The organism is Nocardia macrotermitis (assembly GCF_009604405.1).
GTDB classification, from domain to species: domain Bacteria; phylum Actinomycetota; class Actinomycetes; order Mycobacteriales; family Mycobacteriaceae; genus Nocardia; species Nocardia macrotermitis.
On record NZ_WEGK01000007.1, the window covers coordinates 307,327 to 323,584 of the forward strand.

20 protein-coding genes are annotated in these 16,258 nt (G+C 64.4%); 10 read left to right on the forward strand and 10 right to left on the reverse strand.

What is annotated here, in order from left to right:
- Positions 1 to 36: 36 nt before the first annotated feature.
- From recO to ybeY, 6 genes are all read right to left on the reverse strand, one after another.
- A complete protein-coding gene (gene recO / locus NRB20_RS18705; RefSeq protein WP_319945087.1) occupies positions 37 to 807 on the reverse strand; it encodes a DNA repair protein RecO in 771 nt (256 codons plus the stop codon).
- A 58-nt stretch (positions 808 to 865) separates the two neighbouring features.
- The gene (locus NRB20_RS18710) at positions 866 to 1,279 is read right to left on the reverse strand and encodes a hypothetical protein (protein WP_153411402.1); all 414 of its coding nucleotides are present in this window, start codon (positions 1,277 to 1,279) and stop codon (positions 866 to 868) included.
- Positions 1,280 to 1,398: 119 nt separating this feature from the next.
- Entirely contained in the window at positions 1,399 to 2,325 is a 927-nt protein-coding gene (gene era, locus NRB20_RS18715; RefSeq protein WP_153411403.1) for a GTPase Era, read from the reverse strand.
- Positions 2,322 to 2,687, reverse strand: a complete 366-nt coding sequence (locus NRB20_RS18720) for a cytidine deaminase (RefSeq protein ID WP_153411404.1) — start codon at positions 2,685 to 2,687, stop codon at positions 2,322 to 2,324. The genes era and NRB20_RS18720 overlap by 4 nt, the downstream gene beginning before the upstream one ends.
- Positions 2,680 to 3,978: a hemolysin family protein gene (locus NRB20_RS18725; protein WP_319945088.1), complete on the reverse strand. Its 1,299-nt coding sequence runs from the start codon at positions 3,976 to 3,978 to the stop codon at positions 2,680 to 2,682. Before NRB20_RS18725 ends, NRB20_RS18720 begins: the two co-directional genes overlap by 8 nt.
- A gap of 40 nt (positions 3,979 to 4,018) precedes the next feature.
- Positions 4,019 to 4,573, reverse strand: coding sequence for an rRNA maturation RNase YbeY (ybeY, locus tag NRB20_RS18730; protein ID WP_319945089.1), 555 nt, complete (start codon positions 4,571 to 4,573; stop codon positions 4,019 to 4,021).
- A gap of 142 nt (positions 4,574 to 4,715) precedes the next feature.
- On the opposite strand from ybeY, the gene NRB20_RS18735 reads away from it, so the two are divergent.
- Both NRB20_RS18735 and NRB20_RS18740 read left to right on the forward strand, forming a co-directional pair.
- Positions 4,716 to 5,909: a S1 family peptidase gene (locus tag NRB20_RS18735; RefSeq protein WP_153411405.1), complete on the forward strand. Its 1,194-nt coding sequence runs from the start codon at positions 4,716 to 4,718 to the stop codon at positions 5,907 to 5,909.
- Between the two features lie 66 nt (positions 5,910 to 5,975).
- Positions 5,976 to 6,551 (forward strand): hypothetical protein, encoded by a 576-nt coding sequence (locus tag NRB20_RS18740; RefSeq protein WP_153411406.1) that lies wholly within the window; start codon positions 5,976 to 5,978, stop codon positions 6,549 to 6,551.
- 114 nt (positions 6,552 to 6,665) lie between these two features.
- Here the strand turns inward: NRB20_RS18740 and NRB20_RS18745 are convergent, their stop codons facing one another.
- Entirely contained in the window at positions 6,666 to 7,748 is a 1,083-nt protein-coding gene (locus NRB20_RS18745) for a PhoH family protein (RefSeq protein WP_319945117.1), read from the reverse strand.
- 163 nt (positions 7,749 to 7,911) lie between these two features.
- Entirely contained in the window at positions 7,912 to 8,265 is a 354-nt protein-coding gene (locus tag NRB20_RS18750) for a hypothetical protein (protein ID WP_153411408.1), read from the reverse strand.
- A gap of 274 nt (positions 8,266 to 8,539) precedes the next feature.
- Here NRB20_RS18750 and NRB20_RS18755 point away from each other — a divergent pair, with 274 nt between their 5' ends.
- From NRB20_RS18755 to NRB20_RS18785, 7 genes are all read left to right on the forward strand, one after another.
- Complete coding sequence (locus NRB20_RS18755; RefSeq protein ID WP_153411409.1) at positions 8,540 to 8,998, forward strand: YbaB/EbfC family nucleoid-associated protein; 459 nt, start codon at positions 8,540 to 8,542, stop codon at positions 8,996 to 8,998.
- A gap of 41 nt (positions 8,999 to 9,039) precedes the next feature.
- On the forward strand, positions 9,040 to 9,414 hold the full coding sequence (locus NRB20_RS18760) for a type VII secretion target (protein ID WP_153411410.1): 375 nt from the start codon (positions 9,040 to 9,042) through the stop codon (positions 9,412 to 9,414).
- Positions 9,415 to 9,419: 5 nt separating this feature from the next.
- Complete coding sequence (locus NRB20_RS18765; protein ID WP_153411411.1) at positions 9,420 to 9,845, forward strand: hypothetical protein; 426 nt, start codon at positions 9,420 to 9,422, stop codon at positions 9,843 to 9,845.
- A 60-nt stretch (positions 9,846 to 9,905) separates the two neighbouring features.
- Positions 9,906 to 10,220, forward strand: coding sequence for a colicin immunity domain-containing protein (locus NRB20_RS18770; RefSeq protein ID WP_194289920.1), 315 nt, complete (start codon positions 9,906 to 9,908; stop codon positions 10,218 to 10,220).
- A 153-nt stretch (positions 10,221 to 10,373) separates the two neighbouring features.
- On the forward strand, positions 10,374 to 11,330 hold the full coding sequence (locus tag NRB20_RS18775; RefSeq protein ID WP_319945090.1) for a DUF1152 domain-containing protein: 957 nt from the start codon (positions 10,374 to 10,376) through the stop codon (positions 11,328 to 11,330).
- A gap of 52 nt (positions 11,331 to 11,382) precedes the next feature.
- On the forward strand, positions 11,383 to 11,883 hold the full coding sequence (locus tag NRB20_RS18780; RefSeq protein WP_153411413.1) for a hypothetical protein: 501 nt from the start codon (positions 11,383 to 11,385) through the stop codon (positions 11,881 to 11,883).
- Positions 11,884 to 12,305: 422 nt separating this feature from the next.
- Positions 12,306 to 12,887 carry an NADAR family protein gene (locus NRB20_RS18785; RefSeq protein ID WP_227833633.1) on the forward strand — a complete coding sequence of 194 codons (582 nt, stop codon included), beginning with the start codon at positions 12,306 to 12,308 and terminating at the stop codon, positions 12,885 to 12,887.
- Between the two features lie 161 nt (positions 12,888 to 13,048).
- Here the strand turns inward: NRB20_RS18785 and NRB20_RS18790 are convergent, their stop codons facing one another.
- Together NRB20_RS18790 and NRB20_RS18795 are read right to left on the reverse strand one after the other, a co-directional pair.
- Positions 13,049 to 14,008 carry an acyl-ACP desaturase gene (locus NRB20_RS18790; RefSeq protein WP_153411414.1) on the reverse strand — a complete coding sequence of 320 codons (960 nt, stop codon included), beginning with the start codon at positions 14,006 to 14,008 and terminating at the stop codon, positions 13,049 to 13,051.
- A 274-nt stretch (positions 14,009 to 14,282) separates the two neighbouring features.
- Entirely contained in the window at positions 14,283 to 15,482 is a 1,200-nt protein-coding gene (locus NRB20_RS18795) for an MFS transporter (RefSeq protein WP_153411415.1), read from the reverse strand.
- A 25-nt stretch (positions 15,483 to 15,507) separates the two neighbouring features.
- Here NRB20_RS18795 and NRB20_RS18800 point away from each other — a divergent pair, with 25 nt between their 5' ends.
- Positions 15,508 to 15,894: a MerR family transcriptional regulator gene (locus NRB20_RS18800; RefSeq protein ID WP_319945091.1), complete on the forward strand. Its 387-nt coding sequence runs from the start codon at positions 15,508 to 15,510 to the stop codon at positions 15,892 to 15,894.
- Positions 15,895 to 16,258: the final 364 nt, after the last annotated feature.

Genomic DNA, 16,258 nt, shown 5'->3' on the forward strand with positions numbered 1-16,258 from the left:
ATCGACGACGACCGGAACCGCGGCAATCCAGCCGGATCAACCCACCCGCGAGGGCTCCGCGGGCGTGTCGTGCGGCCGGGTGCGTTCGATCAGCGGCAACGTACGCAACTGACGTTCGAGATGCCATTGCAGATGAGCGGCGGTGAGACCGCTGGACTGACGGCGAATGTTCTCGGGCACGGCGTCGATACCGGACCATTCACCGCGATACAGCGCACTCATCAATTCCAGCACCCCCACCGAAGGCGTGGCCGACCCCGGCGGACGGCAGTGCACGCACACCGCACCGCCCGCCGCGACGTGAAACGCGCGATGCGGTCCCGGGGTGGCACACCGCGCACATTCGTCCAACGCCGGTGCCCAACCCGCAAAACCCATGGCGCGCAACAGGAATGCGTCCAGGATCAACTCCTGCGGCCGCTGCGCGGCGGCGATCGCACGCAACGCGCCCGCGGTCAGCGTGTGCAGGCGCGGCGCGGGCGCACGCTCCTCACCGGCCAGCCGTTCGGCCGTCTCCAGGACCGCGCAGGCGGCGGTGTAGCGGCCGTAGTCGGCGACGATATCGGAGGCGAACGCCTCCACGGTGTGCACCTGGGTGACGGTGTCGAGGTTGCGCCCGGGATACAACTGCACGTCGACATAGGCGAACGGCTCGAGCCGCGCCCCGAATCTGGACCGGGTGCGCCGCGCCCCCTTCGCCACCGCCCGCACCAGCCCGTGCTGACGCGTGAGCAGCGTGACGATGCGATCGGCCTCTCCCAGCTTGTGCTGGCGAACCACGATCGCCTGGTCCCGATACAACTGCACGGTCCCATCCTCCCACGCCGCGCCGACGGGTATGCCGAGCCACGCACATCCGCCGGGTTCAGACGGGCCGGTACACGCTCTCGCCGTACACCTGGGCGATGCGCGGCGCGTGAATCGTGCGCAGCAGCAAGGTGGTCCAGCCCCGGCAGGTGCGATCGATCTCGCGGTCGTCCGCCTCGATCAACATCCGTTCGGGCCCTTGCAGTTCCATCGACACCGCCGGATGCCCGAGCGGAACATCCACCAGCGCCTCGCGATTACCCCACACGACGAACCGGCGCCGACTCATCGCGACGGTCCCCTGCTCGATGTTCTCCCAGCTCGAGGACGCGTAATGCAACGGAGTCCGATAACTGCGCCGTGCCACCGATCCGTCCACAGGACCGAATACCACGATCCCCTCCCATTCCATATCCGAACGCAGTTGGGGCGGCAACTCTTTCGAGCCGAACGCCCGGGACATCCACTTCACCTCGCCGATCGTAGGTGGGTGCGCATCCGCGCGCAGTGGCCTGATTGCGCCATCCTGCGGAAATGCCGGTACTGGGAAGATCACAATGTGGCCACGACAGCGAAACGCGGCCCTGACGCTCAGAATCCGAGCTTGCCGAGCTGTTTCGGGTCGCGCTGCCAGTCCTTGGCCACCTTCACGTGCAGGTGCAGATAGATCCGGGTGCCCAGGATCTTCTCGATCTGTTTGCGGGCGTTGGTGCCGACCTCCTTCAGCCGCGCACCGCCCTTACCGATGACGATCGCCTTCTGGCTCGGCCGTTCGACATACAGCAGCGCGTGCACATCGAGCAGCTCCGAGGACGAATCCTCTTCTCCCTCATAGCCTTCGCGCGGCAGCACCTCCTCGATCACCACCGCGAGCGAATGCGGCAGCTCGTCGCGGACGCCCTCGAGCGCGGCCTCGCGGATCAGCTCGGCCATGAGCGTCTCCTCGGGCTCGTCGGTCAGCTCGCCGTCCGGGTAGAACGCCGGACCCTCGGGCATCTTCGAGGCGATGACGTCGACGAGCACCTCGACCTGTTCCCCCTTGGCCGCCGACACCGGCACCACATCGGCGTCGGGCCCGAGCAGTTCGGACACCGCCACCAACTGGTGCGCGACCTGGTCCCGGCTCACCTTGTCGATCTTGGTGACCACCCCGAGCAGCGTCGTCTTCGGGGCCATCTGCCGGATCTGGGTCAGGATCCAGCGATCGCCGGGCCCGATCTTCTCGTCGGCCGGAATGCACAGCGCGATCACGTCGACCTCCGAATACGTATCGCGCACAAGGTCGTTGAGCCGCTGCCCGAGCAGCGTGCGCGGCCGGTGCAGTCCCGGGGTGTCGACCAGGATCAGCTGCGCGTGTTCCCGGTGCACGATACCGCGAATGGTGTGCCGGGTGGTCTGCGGCCGCGAGGACGTGATCGCGATCTTCTGTCCCACCATCGCATTGGTGAGCGTGGACTTGCCGGTATTCGGCCGCCCCACGAAACAGACGAAGCCGGAACGGAATTCGGCATCGCTCATTGCGAAGCCTCGGCGCCGACGGTGTCGTAGACCGCGCCGCTGCGATCGGCGAAGATGATCTTCCCCGACGACGACAACTCCCGCACCGCCGCGATCCCGGCATCGTGGAACGACGCCCCGATCACCACCGCCGCCTCGAAACCCTCTGCGCCACTGGAGATCGCGGCGGCCACCGCGGCCTGCAACGCGGTCAGCGTCAACGCGCGCAACTCCACCGCGCCCGCCGCGTAGGTGCGGCCGTCGGTATCGCGGACCGCCGCGCCGCTGCTGCCGCCGGTGCGTCCCATCGCGCCGCGCGCGAGCACCAGCAGCTTCTCGTCCTCGGCGGCCAATCCACCGGCCTGCGGCGCAGTGTCACTCATTGCTGTCTCCATCCTCGTGTCCGCGATCGTGTTTCTTCTCCGGCACCCTCCGCACCACCACGGTATGCACCCGCATCCGGCCGCGCGCGTCCGCGCCACCCTCACCCCGCAGCTGCAACCCGTGGATGACGCCCTTGGATCCGGGTAGTGGCACCCGCCCGAGCGCGTGCGCGAGCAGTCCGCCGACGGTGTCGACGTCCTCCTCGTCGATCTCCATGCCGAACAGCTCGCCCAGATCCTCGATCGAAAGTCGTGCCGAGACACGGAATTTGCCGTTGCCGAGCTGTTCCACGGGTGCGATCTCATCGGTGTCGTACTCGTCGGCGATCTCGCCCACGATCTCCTCGAGTACGTCCTCGATGGTGACCAGACCCGCGATCCCACCGTATTCGTCGACCAGCAGCGCCATATGGTTACGCCGCCGCTGCATCTCGTCCAGCAGGGCGTCCAGTGGTTTGGAGTCGGGGATGAACACCGCCGGGCGCATCACGTCGCGCACCTGCACCTTGCGAGTGCGATCCCCGTACGGCACAAGGTCTTTCAGGTAGACCACGCCGAGGATGTCGTCGACGTTGTCACCGATCACCGGCATGCGCGAATGTCCGGACCGCACCGCCAGCGAGGTGGCCTGCGCCGCGGTCTTGTCCGCCTCGATCCACACCATCTCGGTGCGCGGCACCATCACCGCGCGCGCGGAGGTGTCACCGAGTTCGAACACCGACTGGATCATCCGGCGCTCGTCCGAATCCACCACGCCGGTCTGCTGCGCCATATCCACGATCTCGCGCAGTTCCACCTCGGAGGCGAAGGGGCCGTTGCGAAATCCGCGTCCCGGGGTGATCGCGTTACCGACCGCGATGAGCAGGCGGCTCACCGGACCCAGCAGCGCCGCGATCGCCTGCAGGGGCAGGGTGGCGACGAGCGTTATCGAATAGGCGTGCTGACGTCCGAGGGTGCGCGGCCCGACGCCGATCACCAGATAGTCGACCAGCACCATGACCACCGCGGTCAGCACCAGCGCCCAGCCGGTGCTCAGCACGTCGAGCAGCACCGCGGCCAGCAGCACCGTCGCGGTGATCTCGCAGACCAGCCGCAGCAGCACCATCAGATTCACATAGCGCGGACGATCGGTGATGATCCGCGCCAGCCGCCGCGCCCCCGCCCGATCCGCGCGCACCAGATCTTCCACCCGCGCGGGTGAGATGGTGACCAGCGCCGCGTCCAGCGCCGCGAACACCCCACCCACCGGAACCAGCGCGATCGCCAGCGGCAGCAGGATCAGTACGTTCACGCGGCCGGCCTCGCGACGGGCCCGCGCAGCCGCGCTTCGCTCATGCCGGATCCAGCGGATCGCCCGCGTCGCCGAAACCGGTCTTGCCGAGCAGTTTGCGGTCGCGTTCGGCGAGGTCGGCACGGCGCTGGGCCTCGCGCAGGCTCTCGTACCATTCGGCGAGCAGGTTGTTCTGCAAGCCGAACATCTCCTTCTCCTCCTCCGGCTCGGCGTGGTCGTAGCCGAGCAGGTGCAGGACGCCGTGCACGGTCAGCAGCGCGAGCTCGTGATCCAGCGAATGCCCGGCCTTGACCGCCTGGGCGGCGGCGAACTCGGGGCACAGCACGATGTCGCCGAGCATCGAGGGACCCGGTTCGGCGCCGTCGGGGCGGCCGCCGGGTTCGAGCTCGTCCATCGGGAAGGACATCACGTCGGTCGGCCCGGGCAGATCCATCCACCGCATGTGCAGGTCGGCCATGGTGTCGAGATCGACCAGCACCATCGACAGTTCGGCGGCCGGATGCACGTCCATGCGGCCGATCGCGAAACGCGCGACGCTGACCAGATCTTCCTCGGGAACGTCCATTCCCGATTCGTTGGCGATCTCGATACTCACGCCGGACAGCTTAGGCCACCACGGCCGGGCCTCCGCGCACTGCGCGCCGGTGCTGCGCAACGTCCGCTCGGACGGTCGATGCTGCCTGTGAACATGGCGCGGCTGGCCACTCGATCGGGTGCGGGCTGCTAAGTTCGCGCCGGTGAAGACCACACGCTCGGTGGGCCCGGCCTCGGTTGCGGCAGTTTTCGCCGCCATGATGTGCGTTCCGGTGGCGTCGGCGGCGCCGGCCGCGAGTCCGGAGTCCGGGGCGCTGGCCGCCGCGGTGCAGCGGGATCTCGGGATTTCCGTCTCGGAGTACGAACGGCGGTCGGAGCTGGCGCAGCGGCTGGCCGTCTTCGCTTCGACGGAGCAGCGGCGTGCCCCCGGATCAGTGCGCGGGGTCTGGCTCGATCAGCAGGGACGGGCGATGGTTTCGGCTGTCGGTGCTGCCGGGGAGGCGGCCCGGCAGATGGGCTTCCAGGTCGGCGACGAACCCGCGAATCCCGTTGCGGTGCATAGTGTTCGGACCGACCTGCGGACCCCGGTAGCGCAGGAGACTTCGAACGCGCCGATCGCCGGTGGCGACGTCTATGTGAGCCGCACGCCGAACAATCAGGCGGCCCGCTGTTCCTGGGCGTTCAACGTGATCGACGGCGACGGCACGCCCGCGGCACTCACCGCCGGACACTGCAACGAATCCGTGCTGGCCGGGCAGCCCCTCGCCCCGGATCAGCAGACCTTCCGGTGGCAGCACGACCGCATCACCGGCCCGGCGACCGGCACCTTCGAGAAGTCGGTGGTGGACGGCGTCCGCGACTATTCGATCGTCCGCGCCACCCCGGAGGCACGAGAGTCGTTCCGCAACAACCTCGTTCGCGGCCCGATCGGTGGCCCCGCCGTCCGGGTCACCGGCGTCGGCATCCCGGTTTCCGGTGCGCCCGTGTGCAAATCGGGTACCACGACCGGATTCACCTGCGGCGTGATCATCGCCGTCGACCAGCCCGACCCGCAGCGACCGCCGATCCGTTTCAAGCACACGGCCCTGGCTCTGCCGGGCGACAGCGGCGGCGCCCTGCTGTCCGGCACCCTCGCCATCGGCATCATCAGCGACGGCGGAATCTATTCCGACCCAACGCGATTCCCCACCGACCGTCCCAGCGTGCTGCCTCCGGCCCCGCCCGGCTCCCCCATCACCCTGAGCCGCCTCCTGCAACAGATCGGCCCCGGTCCACTGCAATCCGCCGGTCCCCTCGTCGGTGGCGTCCTGCCCTACATCCCGCAGATCGCGATGATCGCACAGTCCGTCGCCGACGTTCTCGCCCAGAATCCGGGCGTACAACTCCGCACGAACTGAATATCGCGCTCCCGGTGGCGTTTCCGTAAGCTGTGCGCAGGGGAGAATCCGGATCGGGAGGGAATGATGGAGACGTCCAGCGGTCGGAGGTCGTTGCAGTCACGCGCCATCACGGCGGTGATCTTCGGGTTCTTCGGCATGATGTGGTTCAACTGGGGCCAGGAAGCGCCACCCGAATGGCTGCGGATCTGGCTCGATACCGGGGCGGTGATCGCCACCCTCGTCGGCATCACCGGTGCCGTCATCTGTTTCCGCAGCCGGACGGCCGACACACCGAGTCTCACGCCCGCGGCACGCCGTCGCTACTGGATCGTGGTCGCCATCGAGTTCACCACGGGCGGAGCCCTCGCGGTCGTGCTGAGCATGACCGGGCACCCGACGTTCGTCCCGGTCGCGGTGGCAGGAGTCGTCGGGACACACTTCTACGCGCTCGCAACCCCCTTGAACAGCCCGGGCGCGCGGCCGCTGAGCGTCGTGACCTGCCTGATCGCGCTGGCCGCTCTCATCGTGGGCCTGAGCACGACGGTCGCGCCCAGCACGATCGTCGGCCCGGGTTTCGGGATCGTGCTGACCGGCTACGCCGTGCTCGAACTCGCGCCGGCGGCCCGGCACCGAACCGACCGGCTCGCCCCGGCCAGCTGACGGCTCACCGGATTCGACCACCGGTCCGGCGAAATACGTTCACGCCGAAGCGGTTTCACGACACGAGCGGATATCGGAGCGAAGGCCGTTCGCTCCGATATCCGTCCGACGTGCTCAGCGGCGCGAACGCTCCGCGGCGCGGCGCTGGGCCCGGTTGCCCGGGTAGTGCGGCGCCGCGACGGCGGGACGATCGGCCTCGTAACGCTCGTAGGCGTCGACGATCTCGGCGACCAGGCGGTGCCGCACCACATCGCTCGAGGTGAGCTGGGCGAAGTGGATGTCCTCGACATCGGTGAGGATATCGCTGACCACGCGCAGGCCCGAGCGGGTGCCGCCGGGCAGGTCGACCTGGGTGATATCGCCGGTGACGACGATCTTGGAACCGAAGCCGAGCCTGGTCAGGAACATCTTCATCTGTTCGGGCGTGGTGTTCTGCGCCTCGTCCAGGATGATGAACGAATCGTTCAGCGACCGACCGCGCATATAGGCCAGCGGCGCGACCTCGATGACGCCGGACTGCATGAGCTTCGGAATCGACTCCGAATCCATCATGTCGTGCAGCGAGTCGTACAGCGGGCGCAGATACGGATCGATCTTCTCGTTCAACGTGCCGGGCAGGAAGCCGAGCCGCTCCCCCGCCTCGACCGCGGGCCGAGTCAGAATAATGCGGCTGACCTGCTTGTTCTGCAACGCCTGCACCGCCTTGGCGACGGCCAGATACGTCTTGCCGGTACCGGCCGGACCGATGCCGAACACGACGGTGTGCTCATCGATGGCATCGACGTAGCGCTTCTGGTTCAGCGTCTTGGGGCGGATGGTCTTGCCGCGCCGGGACAGGATGTCCAGGCTCAGCACCTCGGCCGGAGAATCCGAGGAACCCTCGGTGAGCATCGCATGGGTGTGCCGCACGGCCTCGGGCGTGACCACCCGATTACGCCCGGTCAGCGCCACGAGCTGTTCGATCACCCGCTCGGCCAGGGCAACGTCTGCGGGCCGGCCGGTGAGCGTCACGGCATTGCCGCGGACATGGATGTCGGCATCGAGCAGGCGTTCGAGTTCACGCAGGTTCTCGTCGGCCGAACCGAGGAAGCCGAAAACGGATTCTGGAGCGAGTTCGATACTGGAGCGCGCGGTCCGCGCGGCCGGTCCGGTACCGTTGCCGCCGGAGCCGGCGGTGGGAGTTGTCGGGTCGCCTATTTCACCTGGTGTTCGCAAAAGTGCCTATGGCCTGCTTTCCGGTCTCGAACAATCTGCGGTTGTGATGAAAGTTTACAACCGAGCACCGACACAGCCCAGTGAATAGACTGGGACCAGCAGGTCACGAGCCCGTGGACGACGTCCGGGCCCCCTCCCCGGCCCGCTACCGACCGAGATCCGCGGCAACGACGATCAGCGAGATGTCCACGGCGAACACCACGGCGATGAACACCCACTGCCGCCCGGCCGGCCACCTCCGCTTCAACGCGACCCCGAACAGCACCAGCCCCACCAGACCGACGCCCACGCAGACAACGGTCATCACGAGGTTCCCGGCCATCGCCCCGAACACCATCACGATGAGCGAGAACAGGGCCACCCCCTGCAACAGTCGCGTCCGCAGTATCGCCTCCGACAGCGCCAGCGCACCCCACCCCACCCGCCGCACGACCTCACCTCGCGAAACCGCCCGGCCCTCCCCCGAGGACGAAACCTGTCCGTCGTGCTCAGCCGCCATCGACGACTCCCTCCAGTCGGATCGTCCCGTGCTCATGTCGCCGGGCGACTGCACACAGTGGTGAACGGGATTGGACTGTAGAACGATTCTGCGCGCATCTACCGTTCCCGTGCTGAGTGTCCGGTCCGGTCACCGCGCGAATTGCGAGTTCCGGTATTCCGCGTACACCCGGCCGAATCACATTGGCACGGCTGAATTCCCGAACTTCGCGACTTCCGGACTCGCCCGTTGCCGTCCGGCGACACTCGCTGCGGCCCACCGGTATCGTGACGTTGTGGTCAGTGATCCCGATGAGGCCGCCCGCGAGATGCGTGGCTGGGCCGAAGATCTCGAGCAGAAGGCCGAGCGGTACCAGGATCTGCATGCCCGGATGACGGGGCTGTCCGCGACCGCGTCGAGCGAGTTGGTCAGTGTGAGCGTGGATTCCGATGGCGTGCCCACCGACCTGCGCCTCACCGATCGCGCGCGCGGCGCGGATCCGGCCACGATCTCGGCCGAGCTGATGGCCTGTATGCGGCGCGCGCAGGTCTCGCTGCGGCAGCAGGTGACCGAACTCGTGCACGACGCCGTCGGCGAGGACACCGCGGGTGAGCACATCATCGGCGGTTACGTCCGGCGCTTCCCCGGAGAAACCGACACCGAGACACTGGATCACGCTGCCCCACTTGATAATTCCCCCCGACCAGACGACGAGGACGACGAGTTCTACCAACGCAAGTCCTGGCTGACCTGATCCGCGTACTCGAAACTTGTCACCGGGTTTCGCTATATTCTGTGACAGGCACGATCTCCCACCGGGAGACGACGAACGGGGGCGGGATGAGCAGTAAACAGATCAACGCGGAGCCGGACAAGATCCGCACCCACGCGAAAAACGTACTCAGCGTGGCAGATTCGGTCAACGAGGCATTGAACGCCGCACAGACCGCATCGATGCCGACCGAAGCGTTCGGCAAGATCTGCGCCTTCCTCCCCCCACTGTTCGTGAACACAGTCGAAGAAGACGGCACCTCCGCGATCAAGTCCGCCGGCGAATCCCTCGACGAAGACGCAACCTCCCTGAACAAGGCCGCCGAGTCCCTCCAATCCCAAGACACCAGCAACGCCGCAAACCTGAACGCAGTAAGCCTCCCCAACGCCACCAGCTGACGAGCATGGCGAACGACTCGGCCTCAGGAAAGCCAGCGATGACCGGCGTCTCAGTCCCTATGTGGACGAAGACCAACTCCTTCATACCGTTGATCGATGTAATCGAACTGTTCGACGAGAAATCATTCACGTGGGTAGTATTGTCGTTCGACGGATCCGGAACGTACCCCAAAGGATTGAATTGGGCCGAGTTCCAGGATGAGGTAGATCTTGGCAAAGCCCATCTCACCTGGGCAAGTATACAAGAATTCGCGAGCAGCCTCGATCAGATGTATGAAGGCGAGATCGTCGCGTACACCGCCATCGGAGAGCCGCCCGTGATCGAGATCGAAATTTTCGACAGTACCGAATACAACCTGACCGTAAATAACTCAGAAATAGACGAAGCGAGGCTGCACTCTGGGATATGCGCCATAATTTCGCGGTCGTGACACATGACCGGAAAGAATGATGACACCTCGAGGAACCGGACTCGTGGCGACAGGCGAAAGATGAAGGTTTGGAAGAGGCCGGACGACGTCGTTGCAGGGGCTGGAATCGACGAACAATTAGAGTTGATGCGCGCAGTGGTCGACGGGGATCTGACTGCAACACAGTTCGCGCGAGAGTGGCACGCCGCGCACAGACGTTCACTCAACTCGGGCGAAAAGATATCCGCTCAATTCGAAAACGTACTGAACGAGGTGTTCTATGCCATCGAGGAGTACGCCATAGACCCAGAAAACAAGCAGGATACCGACATCTCCGATCAGGAGTTGATCTCCATTGTCCGAGACGCACTCGCCAGTTCCGAAAGTCTGAGATAAATTTGCCTACGAGACAGTCGAATAGCAGCACTGAAAATATGGACATCAGCAAATCTATCGGAACTCGAGAGCGTTTTTTCCGGATCCGACCAGCCGACGGTGATGATCATAGAAATCCATAACTTCTCAGCCGATCAAAGATAGCGCAGGACTGTGCTTACACCTGAATTATTTACACGTCTGACCGATTCGAAGTCTGTGCTCATTGCCGGTGCGGGCGGCGGGTTCGATATTTATGCCGGATTACCTTTGGCATTTACCCTGTGGGACACAGGAGTATCGGTTCACCTGGCCAACCTGTCGTTCACCGACACGGAGGTGATGGGTTCCTGCGGATGGCTGGCCGACAGTCTCCTTGCCGCAGTGAGCGCCGGGCAAGGGCGGCAGTCCGAAACCTATTTTCCCGAACTCACTCTGGCTACCTGGTTGTCGCAGCAGGGCTATCCGGATACGGTTTATGCATTGGCACGGACCGGAGTCCCTCGACTTCGAACTGCGTATCAGGTCTTGGCCGATCGCCTTCAGCTCGACGCCATAATCCTGATCGACGGAGGGACCGACATGCTGCTACGCGGCGACGAATACATGCTGGGGACGCCCGAGGAGGACGCAGCCAGTCTGGCAGCCGTCGCCGGGCTGCACGACATCCCGGTACGTCTCGCCACATGCCTCGGTTTCGGAATCGATTCCTTCCACGGCGTCAACCATGTTCATGTGCTGGAGAATATAGCGGACCTCGACCGCGATGGCGCGTACCTCGGCGCGTTCTCGATACCGAGCCATTCATCTGAGTCTCAACGCTACAAGTCGGCAGTCGAACACGCCGCAAGCGCCACACCGAATCGCCCGAGCATTGTGAATCACCAGATATCAGCAGCACTGTCCGGACAACACGGAAATATGGCGATGCCGGGCAGAAAACGGGTTGATGATCTATTCGTCAACCCACTGATGGGAATGTATTTCACATTCGACCTCCCCGGCCTGGCCGCACACAACCTGTACCTACCGAGACTGGAGGACACCATCGACCTTTCCGACATTTCAGCCCGGATAGGACAGCACCGTGCAGGGCTCGAACTCCGCCCTCCACGCACCTTTCCACATTGAGCCATCAGACAGATGAACGAAATCCGACCAGAACCACCAAGGGGACCCGCAAGTGAAGTTTGTCAAAGCATATCCGAACACTGATCCTCCTGGTTTCACCGTAGGTGCAGACGAATACATTGAACAACTACCCGCTCTGGAGAAGCTGCTTCCAGCCGAGTCGTGGTCATTTGCATCCGCCCCGGAGCACTACAATTTCTTCGGAACCAGGTGCGTCAAGGATCTCGAGTTGGAGACAGTCAGCAATGACGATCAGGGCGATATTCTGATCGGTCTCAGTCCGAATAAGTTCAAGCACGACTACGGACTCACCATAAAATATATCGGCGTAACCAGGTTCGAACTTTACCTCGATCGCCGCGGAGGCACCTTCGACGGACTAGGCTCCGTACTCATTGACGAAATTCTGCCCGCACGCCCCGGCTGCTCCCACGAGATCACACTCACCGTCGGCGACCTCTATATAGAGTGCGCAGATCTACAAGCGACCTGGCTGGATACGGCAAACGCCACGATAGCTCCGATAACGATGACTAAAGCAGAAGATCGATGAATATTCTATGAGAGTGCACATTCGGAAGCCGAATGCGATGACTGCGATGGCATCGCGCAAGGAACAGTTTCGGAAGTGCTCGACAGTAACGGCCCTCGTTGGGATGCGGAGTATCACTGTGCTGATTGCGGAAATTTGTGGCACGTGGGAGTTACCTGGTTGTCGCCGGAGCATATCCGCGCTGCAATGATCGCGACGAATGGGCTACGGACGCTTCACGTAGGTCAACTCGAAGGCAAACTGTCTATGCTGCTGAAGGTACTTCGCGCAGATGCATCTTTATCGATCGCAGATGCGACAGCTCGGGCAGATGAGATTCGAGCTGTCGGACTGAGGGGCACTCATGCGGAACTCAAGTGGCTACGTAGGGAGCTCGAAAACTCTGGAATAGCTGCATACTTTGAAGAGGATAGATTATTGCGATGAGTGTCGACGGGGTTGAGATGAGTGAGCCGCGGTCTGTGTCTGATTTGATAGCTGCTATCGAATCGCAGGTTGACTTCAAATATCTGTACTTTTGGGGGCATACGCCGGATCATCGAAGGCGGGTTGGTCGTGCTTGTTTGAGTCAGTGGTGGTCCAGTCGGTTCTCGGTCGATGGGACCGAATTCGCGACTGCTGAGCACTACATGATGTGGCGGAAGGCGATGTTGTTCGGCAACCAGGCGTTGGCGCGAGAGATATTGACGGTTGAGCATCCCGGGCACGCGAAGTCGTTGGGTCGGCAGGTCGAGAATTTCGATGAAGAAGAGTGGAACGAGGCCCGCTATCAGATCGTGGTGACCGGGAACGTCGCCAAGTTCGGTCAGAATCCCGATCTGAAGAAGTTCCTCCTGGTTACCGGTAGTCGCGTACTCGTCGAGGCCAGCCCAGTGGATCGCATTTGGGGCATCGGTGTTGCTGCCGACGATCCGCGAGCGCAGGACCCGGGCCAATGGCGCGGATCCAACCTTCTCGGGTTCGCGCTGATGGATGCCAGGACCGAGCTATCCGAACTCGGGTAACGTCGCCTGCCAGGGTCGGCCGGTTCCTTTTCAGTCATGATCGCCCGGAATCGGGCCATTGAACGCACCAGCACCAAACCGAGGCGACACGCGGATCGGGTGCGTACCAGCGGCACCCAGTGCCGACAGCACACACCCGATCCGGGCAACGCACAGTCGAATCACACTGGTACGGCGGAACTTCCAGCCTTTGCGGCCTCGCGGGCGAGGATCCGGGCGCGCTGTTCCTCGAACTTGACGACGTCGCGGGCGAGTTTGTCCATGTATTCGGCGAGTTCCTCGCGGCTGGCTTCGCCGCGGGCGGTGAAGTCGTTGCGGCCGAAGATGTTCCAGGCTCGCAGGACGGGGTTGAGGACTTCGTCGAGGTGTTGGCGGAGGTCGTAGATGCCGTGTTTGACCATGAGTACGCCGTTGCGCCGCCAGTTCGGCATGCCTTCGCCGGGCATCTTGAAGTGCTTGACGACCTTGGTGATCGCTTCCATGCTCTGGTCGGGGGCCAGGTCCAGGGCGACGCCGCAGACGTTGCGGTAGAAGACCATGTGCAGGTTCTCGTCGGCGGCGATGCGGGTGAGCATGCGGTCGGCGACGGGGTCGTTGCAGACGCGGCCGGTGGTGCGGTGGCTGACGCGGGTGGCCAGTTCCTGCACGGTCACGTAGGCGACCTGGTCCAGGACGCCGCCGAATTCGGCCGGTGCGTGCACGCCGCGGGTCATGTGCACCATGCGGTCGTTCTCCAGCGCGACCGGGTCGATGCCGCGGGTGACGACGAGGTAGTCGCGCATGGCGATGGCGTGGCGGTTCTCCTCGGCGGTCCAGCGGCCGACCCAGGTGCCCCACGCGCCGTCGCTGGAGAAGTTCTCGGAGATGGTGCGATGGTAGGAGGGCAGGTTGTCCTCGGTCAGCAGGTTGGTGATCATGGCGACCTTGGCGACCTCGGACAGGCGCGACTGGCCCGGTTCCCAGTCGATCCCGTCCATGGCGGCGAAGTTGCGGCCCTCGTCCCACGGGACGTAGTCGTGCGGATACCACTCCTTGGCGATGCCCAGATGCCGGTCCAGATTCTGCGCAACCGTGGGCTCCAGCTCCCGAAGCAACTCCAGCTGCGTCAAATCCCTTGCCATACAATCCCTTTCGACGTGTCGGTACAGCGATTCGGATGCATTGCCATCCGCCGAGACCGGCACATCTCGCGAAGATCGACGCGACAACCGTCGGCGGCCAGGAGATCGGGGCGCGCGCTGGACGACCGATCACCTGCATGCGGGCTGCCAGACCGTCCCCCGGCCGGGCATGTACAGCTTCAGTGGTACGGGCAGGTAAGGAACTACCGGACTCCGTGACCGTGTCTCGCAAACGCGGTCAAAAGCTTAGGGTGACCATCAAGCTCATGTCCAGCTAACCGCTGGTATCGCAACCTTGCAATACCTCTTCGACAGGCCGCGGGTCGCGTTCGTCGGACCGCTCCCGTGGTTCCGAGCGCAGCAGAGCGAACGGTACGAGTGCGAGGAGGGCGACGGCCGCGGCACTGACCGGGAGATATCGCAGCAGGTCCAGCGCCGAAGTGAGGCTGCCGAGGCCCGCGCCGAGGCCGATGCCCAGGTTCAGCACGGTGATCAGAATGCTGCCCGCGGTGTTGCGGAACCGCTCGGAGGCCACTCGCATGACGCGCGCTTGCAGCACGACGGGCAGAATCCCGATCAGCACACCCCACAGCGTGACCAGCACGACGTAAACGATTGCCCCACTGGATAATCCCATCCCGGCGGTGACCACGGCCAGCGCGAGCGCGGTCAGCGGCAGCGACGCGGTGGGCCAGCGATCACCGATCCGACCCGCGACGAGAACTCCGGCGAAACCACCGACACCACTGGCGAGCAACACTCCAGAAACTGCTCCCGCACCGATTCCAGCGGCCCCGCTGACGGGTACGACGAAGGTGAACACCGAGTAGTACCCGATCAGCGAGAAGAATCCGCCGCCCGCCACCAGCAGCACCGATCGCGCCGAGCGGTCCCACCGTTCGGACTCGGGTCGCGCACCGCCGCCGACCTGCGGCACCAGCATCGCGATGACCGCCGCGCACACCACGCACAGCACGGCCAGTCCCGCGAAACTCACCCGCCAGCCGACCTGATGCGCCACCTGCGTACCCAACGGCACGCCGACCAGACCCGCGACGGTGGGCCCGGCCAGCACGATCGACAGGGCCCGCCCGACCCGCTCGGGCGGCACCAGGGACGCCCCGTACGCGACGACCACGGCCCAGAACAACCCGTGCGCGCCCGCCGCGACCATGCGGGCGAGCAACGCGATCGCGTATGTCGGAGCCAGCGCGGTGGCAAGGTTCGCGACCGCCATGACGCCGAGGCTCGCGAGGATCACCGACTTGCGAGACCAGCGCATTGTCAAGCGCACCAACGGAATTCCGGTCACGGCGATGGTGCCCGCCCAACCGGTCACGAGCAACCCGGCCGTGGACACGTCGACCGAGAGCGACGAACTCATCGCATCCAGGACTCCGGCGGGCATCATCTCCGCGCTGACGGTCGTGAAGGTCGCCGCCCCGAGCGCCAGCAGAGGTATCAAGAAGTTCACATCGAGAACGTAAACTTTGACATAAGTGTCAAAGTCAAGCGGAAAGTTCGAGCTCACGATGAAGATCGGCGAACTCGCGGAGCACACCGGAATCTCCACCCGGATGCTGCGCTACTACGAAGCCCAGGGCCTGCTGCACTCCACCCGCGGCTCGAACGGCTACCGCTACTTCCAAACCGCCGACATCGAGCGCGCCCGCACCATCGCCAGCCTCATCCGCTCGGGCCTGCCCACCAGATTGATCCGCGTAGTCCTGTCGGCCGCGGATCGTCCCGCCGATTGGACCGAGGCGTGCGACAGCGAGTTCGCCGCCCTGCTGCGGGCGGAATTGACCACGCTCGACGACAAGATCGCCTGCTTGAGCCGCAGTCGCGACACTGTCACGGCGTATCTGGAGCGGGCCGCGAGGTAGCGAATCCGGTCGTGACAAAGGGGCCAATTACCCAACGACCGGACCGCAGGATTCGAAGCTTCGCCGAGTGGACTACGTGAGCGACTCGGGTTTCGAGTTTCCTTGTGTCGAAATAGGTTTCGCGCTCCAGACGGGCGGAGATCGCAGCTGCGGTTCGAGGGGCGGCCTCGAGCCGCAATCGCGACATATCTGGGTCGGGCCGCGAGGTGAGCGAATCGGCCGTGACAAAAGGGCCGATTGCCCGACGACCAGACCGCAGGATTCGAAGCTTTGGCGCATGGACTGCGTGAGCGACTCGAGTTTTCGAGTTTCCTTGTGTTGTAATCGGTTTCGCGTTCCAGGCGGGCGGAGATCGCGGCAACGG

Coding starts and splice junctions, on each gene's coding strand:
- era (WP_153411403.1), bottom strand. CDS start 2,325: ATGAGCGATGCCGAATTCCGTTCCGGCTTCGTCTGTTTCGTGGGGCGG.
- NRB20_RS18720 (WP_153411404.1), bottom strand. CDS start 2,687: ATGAGTGACACTGCGCCGCAGGCCGGTGGATTGGCCGCCGAGGACGAG.
- NRB20_RS18740 (WP_153411406.1), top strand. CDS start 5,976: ATGGAGACGTCCAGCGGTCGGAGGTCGTTGCAGTCACGCGCCATCACG.
- NRB20_RS18765 (WP_153411411.1), top strand. CDS start 9,420: ATGGCGAACGACTCGGCCTCAGGAAAGCCAGCGATGACCGGCGTCTCA.
- NRB20_RS18770 (WP_194289920.1), top strand. CDS start 9,906: ATGAAGGTTTGGAAGAGGCCGGACGACGTCGTTGCAGGGGCTGGAATC.
- NRB20_RS18785 (WP_227833633.1), top strand. CDS start 12,306: ATGAGTGTCGACGGGGTTGAGATGAGTGAGCCGCGGTCTGTGTCTGAT.
- NRB20_RS18790 (WP_153411414.1), bottom strand. CDS start 14,008: ATGGCAAGGGATTTGACGCAGCTGGAGTTGCTTCGGGAGCTGGAGCCC.
- NRB20_RS18750 (WP_153411408.1), bottom strand. CDS start 8,265: ATGGCGGCTGAGCACGACGGACAGGTTTCGTCCTCGGGGGAGGGCCGG.